The following is an 11,894-nucleotide window of genomic DNA, read 5'->3' as shown; positions in this document are numbered from 1 at the left end:
GCCGCTTCAAAAATATCAACCTCAAAAACATCAACCTCAAAAATACCCTGGCTGAATATGGATAGCAGACAAGATTACCAACCCTTCACACCCAAATCGAATGGCAAACTGCCGGAGTTATCTGCTCAGAACTACAGAGATCACTTCGTAGAGGAGAGAGAAGAAGAAAAGCTAGACTTGTCCTGGTTGTTAGGCGTCGTGCGCCGTCGCTTCCTGGTCATGGCAGCAGCCACGATAGCTTTGAGCGCCCTGGCAGGAACAGCGATCGTCGCCACTTCTAAAAGCATAACGGTCGAGTATGAAGGCTCTTTTTCCCTGTTAGTAGAACCAGCCACGGCTGAAGGTTTGCAATCCAAACAATTAAACAATACCCAAGCGGCGGACTTAGCAAGAATTAATATAGAAGGAATTAGCTTACTAGACTACGAAACCCAAATTAGGATTTTGCGAAGTCCCAAAATGATGCAGCCAGTGATTGAGGAATTGCGGGCTTCGTATCCCAAAATGAACTATAGCGAACTGATATCAAAAATGTCGATCCAGCGCATCAGCTACACGAAAGATGGCAAACAGCAAGGCACAAAAATTTTACAAGTTCGTTACAAAGATTCAAACCGAAAAAAAATTTACAGCGTACTGAATAAAATTTCTAAAGCTTATCTAGATTACAGCTTGCAGCAACGGCTGATGGGCATTAATCAAGGTATTAAATTTATAGATACGGAGATGCCCAAGCTCCGAGAAAGAGTGGAAGTTCTGCAACTGCAAGTCCAAAGACTGCGGCAGCAAAGCAACTTGTTTGAACCTCAGATAGAGGGAAAATCTCTGTCTGAACAAGTTCAAAGCATTCGGGGTAAGCAAGTAGAAATTAGAGTTCAGCTAAAAGGGATGCGAAACCTCTACCAAAGCTATGAAAAACTACTCAACGAAAATAATCCTCAAGGGCTGCTGATGACCCAAGGACAAGCTTACGGCGCACTCTTAGGTCAAATTCAGAGAATAGACTCGGAATTGTCATTAAAATTAGCTCAGTACAGAGAAGACAGTTTGCCAGTTTTAGCGTTGCGAAAAAGTCGGGAAGAACTGGTTTTAACCGCCACTCAACAAGCAAGAGAAGTGGTGATGAGAAATTTAGAAACCCAAATTAAAGAAGTTGAAGCGCGTGATCGCGAAATGACTGCTTTGCAAAATGGTCTCAACCAAAAAATCAGAAACTTTTCAGTTACAACCCGACAATACGACAATTTACAGCGGGAACTGCAAGTAGTTACTAAGAGTTTGTCGGACTTCTTGGCAAAACGAGAAGCCTTGCGGATTGATGCGGCTCAGCAGCAAATACCCTGGGTGCTGATAAATCCTCCGGAAATTCCGCTAGACAAATTTGGCAGGCCTATAACAGCTACCGTCAAACAAACCAAAAAACAGTTAGCGCTGGCAGTAATTTTAAGCAGTCTGCTGGGCATAGCAGTCGGCTTGCTTGTAGAGGTACTAAATACTGTGTTCCACACTCCAGAATCACTGAGAATGGCCACAAGATTGCCAATACTCGGGGTGATTCCGTTTACCAAAAAAGTCAAGCGCAGACCGCCAGCCAGACAGAGAAAACTAACATCGGCTCGATCGAACTCGAAAGTGGAAGTAGTCGAACTGGGCGAACCTAGAGATACTGGTTCGATGAGCGGGGGACCAAGTATTTTGAGCGACTTGGACTATCAATTTTTAGAAGCATTTCGATCGCTCTACACGAACATTCACTTGCTCAGTGCAGGCACGGCAATTCGATCGCTCTTAGTCGGCTCAGCCGTAGCCGGAGACGGCAAATCTACAGTAGCTTTGCACCTGGCAGCCACAGCAGCAGCCGTCGGACAGAGAGTATTGTTAGTAGATGCAGATTTGCGCTGCCCGCAACTGCACGCGAAGTTAGGACTGCCAAACGTGCGTGGCTTGGGCGATGCCATTTCCACAGATCTCAGTCTCAACGACGCGATTCAACGAGCCCCGAACCAAGAAAATTTGTTCGTACTCACCGCAGGCCAAATTCCCCCCGATCCGATCAAGCTTCTTTCTTCCAAAAAAATGCACTATCTGATGGAGCAATTTCAAGCATTTTTTGACTTAGTAATTTATGACACCCCGCCACTAGCAGGCTTGGCAGACACCCACTTGATCGCAGCTCACACAGACGCTACGATTATGGTCGTCCAAATTGGGCAAACAGACCGATCGCAAGTTCGCAAAGTTTTAGAAGAATTAAAGATTTCTGGAGCTTCCGTCTTGGGAATCGTTGCTAATGGCTGCAAAAACACCGGTCACAGCTACCGCCAGCGCCCGGTTGTTTTAGACACGCTCTACGACCAAAAACTCTCGGCTTTAGGTACGAAACATCCTAAGTAGACAAATGTTGATGCAGGCGGCCGAGCGCCGCCGTCCTCAACCGGAAACGCACAACCAAGCTATACCCTCATTTTTTGATAATAGTACCATTTGAGAAAGAAAATGATAGACTAACGGACATAGCCTCGTGTGTCAACCGAGATTGCGCGGATCTTTGAATTTTGCGGTAATTACTCAGAAAATGATTGAGAAATCAGCAAAAGTGGGTAAACTACATTTAGCAGAGCGCAATCTCAATCAGGAAAAGACACCTTTGAAGGTGAACGTTAGTGTAAACGTTAATGAGAACGTTTCAACCCAGAAACTTGGTAGGGATTATTCTATGAGTACAGTTATGGTTGTTGATGATAGCGTCACTCTGCGGGAGATGATCGCCGACTTGCTCAAAGGTAGAGGACTCAACGTCACGGTAGCGAGTGATGGCGTAGAAGCTCTAGAACAGATCAAGGCTAACCGCCCAGATTTAGTCGTTCTGGATATCGTGATGCCCCGGATGAACGGCTACGAAGTCTGTCGCCGGCTCAAAAGCGACCCTAAAACCCAAAATTTGCCGGTGGTAATGTGTTCGAGCAAAAGCGAAGAGTTCGATCGCTATTGGGGAATGAAACAAGGAGCCGACGCTTACATCGCCAAGCCATTTCACCCACAGGAATTGGTCGGCACTATTAAGCAATTGCTGCGAGGTTGAGGTTGAGGAATAGGGACAGGAAAAAATTGTCTTGAGCGCTGATTATTTCTGCTCCCGCAGCCTCTCTAAACTACTCGATTGACAATAGTCCAAACATCCCCGTCCGATCGCACGTAGGGAACAGAAATACTCTTAAAACCAGTAATAAAAGGCTTGTAATAAACCTGCCAGTAGCTGGGACTAATTTGGTCGGCGATAGCTTTGAGTCCCTTCACTTCCGCCGCCAGTTCCGCCGCCAGTTCATTAATCCGTTCCGCGTGTCCCTGAGCGAGCAATCTTCCTTCTTCAACTTGCTCCTCCATGGGAGTGATTCTTTGCAATTTTACCGACTGCTGCTGTTTCTGACTCAGTTGAGCAGACAGAGCCGCGATCGCGTCATCTATACCCTTGACTTCGGCCGACACTTGTGCTGTTTCCCTCGCGTGACGCCGATAAGCATCGGCGATCGCTTGGGGGGAATCACCGGATGGGACAACATCGGCAATACTAAGCTGCTGGCGTTCCAGGCGCAATTCCTCAATTTGAGAGTAAATTGCTTCTATATCTGTCTGAAGTTTGTCCACCTAATTATTACCGCGTGGTTGTTGGATATTTTAGCATATTAACACAAACCAATCACCTAATCGGCATAGAAATTGCCTATTTTAGACGAACTCGAAACAAAGCCCCACAAGCAGAATTTTAAAAGTTTGAAAAATACAAATTTTTATATTTCTCAGTTGAGCGATTTCCGTCGATATCCAGTCTGGTTAATCAGGTCGTGTCCGGTATAATCAGCATTATAGATTTGTAGTGAGGAAGGCAAGTACGAGCGAGTTTTACTAGGATTAAAGTCGTCACTAAAAACACAATTCCCACTTCCAATTTACCAATTTCCAATTACCAATTCCCAATTATTAAGATAATTTTTTAGGTTGTTAGCCCTTGCTGCTTCAACAGGACTATAGTCTCTACCAAGACATCCGGTTGCACAGGTTTAGACAGATGTCGGTCAAAACCCGCAGCAAAAGCACGATCGCGGTCTTCATCCCTAGCATAAGCCGTCAGAGCAATCGCCCAAAATTTCCCTGTCTGCGTGTTCAAAGAACGCAGCCTTCTTACCAGCGAATAGCCGTCTTCCTCCGGCATTCCGATATCGCTGACCAAAACATCCGGGCTAAACTGCGAAGCCACCTCAAACGCCTCAGCAGCAGACGATGCAACCATGACTGTGGCCCCGGAATCTGCCAAGACGAACCTCATAAATTCCCGCGAATCAACCTCGTCATCAACCAGCAAAATCTTAACTCCCAGTAAATTACCAGCGCCAGCCCAAACCTCCGCTTCCTCGTCTGGGCTCGAATTTACCTGTACCGCAGGGAGGCGGAAAGTAAAAGTCGATCCCATATTCAGCCCCGGACTCTGGGCCCAAACCGTGCCGCCGTGGAGTTCCACCAACTGCCGCACGATCGCCAGGCCCAGCCCCAAACCGCTATAATTCCGAGTAATCGTTGCATCCGCTTGGCGGAAAGAGTCAAACACGTAAGGCAAAAAATTCGGTGCAACCCCAATTCCAGTGTCGGTAACAGCCAGCTCAACCTCCGAATCAACTCTCGAAAGCCGGATTTCAACTCGCCCCCCGCGCGGCGTAAACTTAATCGCATTCGTCAGCAAATTCCAAATTACTTGCTGCAAGCGGCCAGGGTCTCCCGATACCCAAAATCTCGGATTTAACTGAGATTCAGGATTGCCAGAAATCTTGCCAAGTTTGGAAAATTCAGCAGTCTCTAAGCCCAAATCTCCAATAGCCAACCGCAAATCGATCGACTTAGCATCGGCAGCCAACCGCACCGTATTCAGCGCTCCTTCCACCAGGGAAATCAAATTTACCGCACAAGGATTCAAAGTCAACTTGCCGCGAATAATTCGCGAAATATCCAACAAATCATCAATCAATTGAGTTTGCAATTTAGCATTTCGCTCGATCGTTTCTAAAGCCCGCCCCGTAGCAGCCGGACTCAAACTGCGTTGCTGGAGCAGTTGCGCCCAGCCCAAAATCGCGTTTAAGGGCGAGCGCAGCTCGTGAGAAAGAGTTGCCAAAAACTCATCTTTCATGCGATTTGCCTGCTGAGATTCCTCGTAAAGTCGGGCATTGTCGATCGCCCCCGACACCGCCTGAGCCAACTGCATTAAAATAGTTTCATCATCTTCGGCAAACTCCCCCTCATACTTGTCCGACAACTGAATCAGTCCCAGATTTCTGCCGTCCCGAGTCGTCAGCGGTACAGCCAGCCAGCCCCGCATCGGCGGGTGCTTCCCCGCAGCCTTGCCGAACCCCCGCCAGGCCGGGTGAGCCTCTAACTCGCTTTGAGTCATTCGCATCGCCTGTTGGTGCTGCCAAACTTGTTGGTAAATGCCCGTACCGTCTGGCTCTTCGCAGTAATCTTGCCACGCGGCGTATTTTTCTGACATCGAAAACTTGCTAATTCCCGCATCCCAGTTGGCGGCAGGGTTGAGGTTGACCGCTACCTGGTGGACTTCCAGAATTTGGCGGGCGCTATCGGCAGCTAACTGAAGTATTTCTGCCACCGACAGCGTGGAGTTGATAGCAACTGACGCGGAGGTTAACTTTTGCAGGCGGTGCAAATACGACCGCTCGCGGGCCAACGCCCGCGAGCGGTCGTATTCTAACTGTTTGCGATCCGTAATGTCGATCGCCACGCCGGACAGCCGAAGGGGTGTGCCGGATGCGTCAAAAACCACTCGCCCTTTGTCGTGAAGCCAAATCACTGAGCCGTCGGGTCGCACTTTGCGGTACTCCGACTCGTAAACTCCCGTGCCCCTGAATGCGGCCTCCACATCTGCCAAAAACCTTTCTCGGTCTTCTGGATGCACCGCATTCTTTTTTTGCTCAAAAGTACCATAGGTGCTGTCTGGCCCCAAACCCATTTGCGTTTCGGCATTGGACGAACGGCGGACTTCCCCCGATACCACATCCCAGGTAAAAGCGATCGTGTTAGCTGCTTCTAGGGCAAAGCGCAAATTTTCCTCGCTTTCTTGCACCCTCGCTTCCGATAATTTGCGATCCGTAATATCCCAAACCACGCCGATCGAGCGCACCGATTTACCTGTATCATCATCAAAAAACTTGCCCCTACCCGCGATCCAGTGCAAGCTGCCGTCTGGCCAAAAAACTCTAAATTCGTACTTGTATTCTGTTTTGTTTTCTAAAGCAAAGGCAACAGCGTTGGCGATCGAGGCCTGGTCATCCGGGTGAATGCAGGCAAAAAATGCTTCGTAAGTTCCCGGAAAACTGCCTTTTTCCAACCCGAATAACAGTTCGTGTCCCTCCGACCAAACGACCTCGCCAGTTAATACATTCCAATCCCAAGTTCCCATTTTCGAGGCTTCGATCGCCAACCTCAGCCTTTGCTCCGAAATTGCCAACTGCGCCGACGTTTTCGCGTAGTTCTCGCGCAACTGCTGTTTTTTCAAGCTTTCGCCCACGGCCCCCGCCAGCCGCTTTAAGTACCGCCCTTTGAACACGTAATCACTTAAGCCGGCTTTCATAGCTTCGACTGCCACTTGTTCGCTGCCGCTGTCAGTACACATAATTACCGGACAATTTGGGTAGCGGCTGTGAACTTTGTGGAGAATAGTTAATCCGTCGCTCCAGTGCAGTTGGTAGTCGGTAATTACTATATCAAAACCCCCGACTGCCAGGACTTGTTCGAGAGTTTGGATATCAATAACCGATTTAATTTCTAAATCGGAAAAACTTTTCCTCAGTTCTCGATCGATCATCAGGCGATCGTTTGGGTTGTCGTCGATTAACAGAATAGACACCATTGGGCTTTTAGTTTTTGTATTGGCGCATACATTATTAAATTTAACAATATGTTATTAAGCAATCTCGACAATTTAAATATGCACTTGGCTGGTTAATTAGACTTGCCAATAAGTTTATGGTAGTTACTTGTATTTATATTATATTTTACAGCCTGTAATATACTCAACCAGCATTTTAGGAGCATCGCCCACAAGCAAATTAATTAAGTGGTTGTAGAACTGATCGGAAAGCCTGCTCAGCCGGGAACGGTGCAATATCTCCGTTAACTCTCACTATACTACTTGTTTATTCTGTGTGCTGGTGTGAAGAAGCGCGTTGATTGATTCTGTCAGCTACAGCAGAATATTGCTGTTAAAACTCTCTTGCGTAGAACCTCATCTTTTTTAAATCCCGATTCACTGCGCGTTGCCGAACTTGCTTCCTCAACTCTCGCACTTGCGTAATTTTACCCAGAAGCGGGTACCGATTCCCAAAGTCGATTTCAGCCCGATCGCACCCCCCATCCGATCGACTCCTTTGCGAGCGATCGCCAGCCCAATTCCCGTCCCTGGATACACTTCTTGACCGTGCAGGCGATCGAACAACCCAAAAATTCTCTCTTGAAATTTTTCTGCAATACCAATGCCGTTGTCTTCTACCCAAAGACAGATATATTCCTCCTCAGCTTCTGCATAAACTCGCACCTGTGGCTCTATCCCAGGCTGCACGAACTTAATAGCATTGGAGAGCAAGTTAGCCAAGACTTGCAGCAGCGTAGCAGGATGGGCTAATACAGTAGGTAGCGGTTCAACAACCGTTATCCGAGCTTGTTTTTGGGCAATTTCCGCCTCTAGTTGCGCGATCGAGCCAGCCACAATTAAATTAAGAGACACTGCTTTTAGCGGCAAGTTAGCTTTGCTGAGGCGGCTGTACTCTAGCAAATTTTCGATTAAAGTATTCATCAGACTTGCAGCGTCATTAATCCGATACAAGTAATCCTGTGCGGTAGCCTCCAACTCGCTGGCTTTCTCTTTAAGCAACATTTCAGCAAAAAACGAAATTCCCCGCAGAGGAGCGCGCAAGTCGTGAGAAACTGAATAGGTAAACGATTCGAGCTGTGCATTAACTTCTTCTAATTCAGCAGTACGCTCTCTCACCCGCTCTTCCAAAGTTTCATTAAATTCGCGCAAAGCAAGTTCAGCTTGCTTAAGTTCCGTAATATCTTCCACCAATCCGTCGATCGTACTTTCACCTTCTGCGCTGTACACATATTGATTAAACCGAATCCATTTTACTCGACCGTCTGCCAAAGGAAATGTAATTTCCAGATTTTGACACCGAGACTCCCCGGAATCTACCGGTTGCAAAAATAATTGCTGCAAATAAATCCCTTGGACATCGGCTAAATTGCTGGCATCAAACAAGCGCAAAAAAGCTTGATTGCTTTCCAAGAGCTTCCCCTCGGAAGTCGCTCGAAAAACTCCGACATTTAAGCGTTCTAGCAGAGAATTAAGTTGATTTTCTAGTCGGGCGACTCGTTCCCAGGCGGCAACTCTATCGAGTACGCCGCGAACCGCAACGCAAAGGCGGACATAGTGCTTCGGCGACTTGATAATGTAGTCGTCCAATCCGGATTTCATCGCCTCTACAGCAATTTCTTCGTTGCCAGTATTCGTAAACATTACAATCGGGCATTCTGGATAACGGGCTTTGATAGTTTTAAGCACATCTATACCGTTGGTCCAGCGTAGTTGGTAATCGGTAATTACCAGATGGAATCCGCCTCGATTCAGTGCTTCCCCCAATAATGTATCGTCGGAAATTTCTGTTATTTGCACTTGCGAGAATTGCCGATCTAACTCGCGTTTGACGAGCAGCCTATCCGTTGGGTTGTCGTCAATTACCAGAATGTGTACCACTTTAACAATTTATAATTGGGCCGTTAGCTAGAGTGCCAATCAATCACTCCTAATAAAAATGTTGGAGGTTGCCCCTTTAAGATGATAGAAAACTGGCTTCCTGACTATAAACTTAATTCACTCGTTACCAGAAATAGCCTGGTAACGAAGAAACGAGGAAGAAAAACCGGGAAACCGCTACTACAAACCAGAAAATTCTCTAGGTTCCGGCAGTTCGGTATAGTTGAGCCAATAGTCGTTAAAACTCTGCATCATTTCTAATAAAGAAGCAAACCCGACTGGTTTAACCAAATAAGAATTTACCCCTAAATCGTAAGCTCGCTTGACATCAGGTGTTTGCCTAGAAGAAGTAAGCATAACGACGGGCAAGCGTTTTAGTTCCGGCTGCTGCCTCAGCCAAACCAGAACTTCGTGACCGGATCGCCTGGGCAATTTCAAATCCAGTAAAATTATCGCAGGTAAAGGATAGCGATCGCGATCGCTGTATTCTCCGTCCCCATTTAAATAAAAAACCGCTGCATCTCCATCTCGGACAATTTGCAGCGAAGTATTAGCAAAAGTCTCATTGCGAAATGCCCGCTGCATCAATAGAATATCAACGGGGTTATCTTCTACCAGCAAAATCGTCTGCTTTTGGGTCATGCTTCCTCAGTTGTATCCAAAATCGACTGCCTTGTCCTACTTGAGATTCCACTCCAACTTGACCGCCCATGCGATCGAGTCCTTTTTTTACAATAGCTAATCCTATACCAGTTCCGGGGTAAGATTCGATACCGTGCAGCCGTTCAAAAACCCGAAAAATGCGTTTTTGATGTTCTAGAGCAATACCGATACCATTGTCTTCTACCCACAGACGGATTATGGGGACTGGCAATAGAGGGCTGACCATAAGTAACTGGGAATGTTCCCACTGTCCCACAGTTCCCCTTTCCAATTCTCCCGCTGCATCGCTGTCTGTCTCTCCCTCTTGAGGCTGCTCAATTTCCTGGGCCCATATCTGCACTTGGGGTGGTGCGCCTTCCACAAATTTTATAGCATTGGTGAGCAGATTGGCTATTACTTGAACTAAAGTAACGCGGTGGGCAATTACCGCAGGCAAGGGCGATCGAACACTGATTTGAGCGTGCCTGGATTTAGCGTCAGCTTTTACCATAGCAATTGCCTCGGCCACAACTGATTCTAAGTCTAAAACTTGCAGCGATAAATCTGTGCGGCTCAGGCGGCTGTAAGCTAGCAAATCTTGGATTAATTCTTCTAGTTGTTGGCCAGAATTAACAATTTGCTGGGCGTATTCTTGACCGAGTTCGTCGAGGAGGTCACGGTAATCTTCTAATAAAGCTTCAGCCAATCCTTGCATTCCCCGCAGGGGGGCACGCAAATCGTGGGCTACGGTATAGGCGAAAGCTTCTAATTCTTCGTTAGCTGCTTGAAGTTGATTGGTGCGGAGTTCTACTCGCCGTTCTAAGGTAGCGTTGAGCATCCGAATTTCCGCTTCTGCTTGTTTGCGCGCAGTTACGTCAATGGCGGTACTAATTACTAAACTTCTGCCGTCGCAAAGCTGGCCTAAAGGTGCCGAATAAAAGTCCCAAATTCGACTTTCGCCACTGGCTGTGGCAATCATATATTCGCCTTCAGAGATGCGGGCGTTTAATTTGTGCAGCCGATCAATATCTGCTTGCACTAGCGATTGGCGGGTATGGTAAGCTTTTTCTGTCCAATCTTCAATTGTGGGAATTTCTGAGTGTTCGTAGCCTGAGAGTTCTGTCCAAGCGCAGTTAATTTGCAAAACTTCTCCGTTTTCAGCGTGCAGCATAATTGGCAGCGGTGCCTCGATAATGGCGCGGCGGAAACGTTCTTCGCTTAATTGTAGAGAGTGGCGATCGTGCTCTAGCTGTTCTAACAGTTGATTTTGCTTGATTTCGGCCTTGTCGCGCAAAGTTCGATCGCGCTTCACCAAATAGTAAACCAACACCATCAACAGGAAATTTACTAAACTCGCAACGGTAAAACTCAGGATTGTCAAATTAGCGCTTTTTTTAGATTCTCGGGCGCGCTGCTGCAATAGCTGAGTTTCTTCGGCTGTCATGGCGGCTATCTGCTGCCGAATGTCCCCCATGATTTGCTTTCCCCTATTGGTTTTTATTTGCCGCACGGCTGCTGCTAAGTTTTGTTTGCGTCGCACATTGAGGGTTGTTTCAAGGTCGGCTAATTTAGAGTCGATCGCAATTTTCAAATCGCGAACGCGCTGTTGCTGCCGCTTATTGTCAGCCGTTAGCTGCTGCAATCCGACTACTTGCTCGTTGATCCGGGCGATCGCGCTGTCATAGGGTTCTAAATACCGTTCTTCTCCCGTCAGCAAATAACCGCGCTGTCCGGTTTCAGCATCTTTTAACGTGGAAAGCGTAGCTTCGAGTTCGGTTAAAACTTGGTGAGTGTGACTCACCCACCGTTCGTTTTCGATTAACTTGAGAGTGTTGCGGTAGGAAGTTGCCGCATTGAAAATTAGCAGCGCCACTACCATTCCGATACCTGCGGTGATTTGGGGAGTCAGCGATTGTTTCATGAAATAGTCGGCGTGGGAGTCCTGCTTTTTTTTATTGTAGCTGGATTAAGAATACCCAAATTTTTCGCGCGGTCAGAAACGGCGACTAAAGCCTATAAATTTAAGGCTCAAATGTGCGATCGATCTTGTGTCTAGTTTAGCCTCACTCCTCCTCGCATCCCTCTTTAGTCGGAGATTCAATAAATCGCTCTCTTGCGTTTCCTGGTGCAGCGAGACACCAGACAATCTAAGATAGCCTGCAAAGCTTAATTCGCCTTTTTTGTATCGAGTTTTGTATCGTTCGTGTTCCTTGGGCAGTTTCAAATTGTGGCGCAAAGAAAAGAGTTTTTACCTATTGACTCCAGTTGATTCTTGGGGTATATTTTAGATAATGGGAGTAGCGACATAATTTTAAATTTAGCTAATATTTCCATTATTAAATAATACCTGATCAAACTAGCCAAGTCAAGCTTTTTACCACAAAAAAAAGGCGAATTTTTAATATTTTATTTAATAAATAATCTTTGGGAGGCAGGGAGAAAT

At 46.8% G+C, this 11,894-nt stretch carries 7 protein-coding genes; 2 read left to right on the top strand and 5 right to left on the bottom strand.

Annotation, left to right across the window (positions count from 1 at the left end; all coding sequences use genetic code 11):
* The first annotated feature begins 57 nt into the window (after window positions 1-57).
* Both QUB25_RS09620 and QUB25_RS09615 read left to right on the top strand, forming a co-directional pair.
* Window positions 58-2,394, top strand: coding sequence for a polysaccharide biosynthesis tyrosine autokinase (locus QUB25_RS09620; RefSeq protein ID WP_333183001.1), 2,337 nt, complete (start codon window positions 58-60; stop codon window positions 2,392-2,394).
* A gap of 322 nt (window positions 2,395-2,716) precedes the next feature.
* On the top strand, window positions 2,717-3,082 hold the full coding sequence (locus QUB25_RS09615) for a response regulator transcription factor (RefSeq protein WP_039886668.1): 366 nt from the start codon (window positions 2,717-2,719) through the stop codon (window positions 3,080-3,082).
* Between the two features lie 65 nt (window positions 3,083-3,147).
* Here the strand turns inward: QUB25_RS09615 and QUB25_RS09610 are convergent, their stop codons facing one another.
* The 5 genes from QUB25_RS09610 to QUB25_RS09590 form a co-directional block, all read right to left on the bottom strand.
* Window positions 3,148-3,645: a hypothetical protein gene (locus tag QUB25_RS09610; protein ID WP_333039921.1), complete on the bottom strand. Its 498-nt coding sequence runs from the start codon at window positions 3,643-3,645 to the stop codon at window positions 3,148-3,150.
* A gap of 346 nt (window positions 3,646-3,991) precedes the next feature.
* The gene (locus tag QUB25_RS09605) at window positions 3,992-6,910 is read right to left on the bottom strand and encodes a PAS domain-containing protein (protein ID WP_333182999.1); all 2,919 of its coding nucleotides are present in this window, start codon (window positions 6,908-6,910) and stop codon (window positions 3,992-3,994) included.
* A 423-nt stretch (window positions 6,911-7,333) separates the two neighbouring features.
* Window positions 7,334-8,809 (bottom strand): ATP-binding protein, encoded by a 1,476-nt coding sequence (locus QUB25_RS09600; RefSeq protein WP_333182998.1) that lies wholly within the window; start codon window positions 8,807-8,809, stop codon window positions 7,334-7,336.
* Between the two features lie 180 nt (window positions 8,810-8,989).
* Window positions 8,990-9,451 (bottom strand): response regulator, encoded by a 462-nt coding sequence (locus QUB25_RS09595; protein ID WP_333182996.1) that lies wholly within the window; start codon window positions 9,449-9,451, stop codon window positions 8,990-8,992.
* A complete protein-coding gene (locus tag QUB25_RS09590; RefSeq protein WP_333182994.1) occupies window positions 9,414-11,372 on the bottom strand; it encodes a CHASE3 domain-containing protein in 1,959 nt (652 codons plus the stop codon). The genes QUB25_RS09595 and QUB25_RS09590 overlap by 38 nt, the downstream gene beginning before the upstream one ends.
* Window positions 11,373-11,894 lie beyond the last annotated feature (522 nt).

This window comes from Microcoleus sp. B3-D7 (genome assembly GCF_036705305.1).
In the GTDB taxonomy this organism is placed as follows: domain Bacteria; phylum Cyanobacteriota; class Cyanobacteriia; order Cyanobacteriales; family Microcoleaceae; genus Microcoleus.
The sequence above is the reverse complement of the archived record's forward strand: the minus strand, read 5'-3'. Positions and strand labels throughout refer to the sequence as shown.

What these genes read in the sequence shown, in the direction of transcription:
- QUB25_RS09620 (WP_333183001.1), top strand. Translation starts at nt 58, where the DNA reads ATGGATAGCAGACAAGATTACCAACCCTTCACACCCAAATCGAATGGC.
- QUB25_RS09615 (WP_039886668.1), top strand. Translation starts at nt 2,717, where the DNA reads ATGAGTACAGTTATGGTTGTTGATGATAGCGTCACTCTGCGGGAGATG.
- QUB25_RS09605 (WP_333182999.1), bottom strand. Translation starts at nt 6,910, where the DNA reads ATGGTGTCTATTCTGTTAATCGACGACAACCCAAACGATCGCCTGATG.
- QUB25_RS09595 (WP_333182996.1), bottom strand. Translation starts at nt 9,451, where the DNA reads ATGACCCAAAAGCAGACGATTTTGCTGGTAGAAGATAACCCCGTTGAT.
- QUB25_RS09590 (WP_333182994.1), bottom strand. Translation starts at nt 11,372, where the DNA reads ATGAAACAATCGCTGACTCCCCAAATCACCGCAGGTATCGGAATGGTA.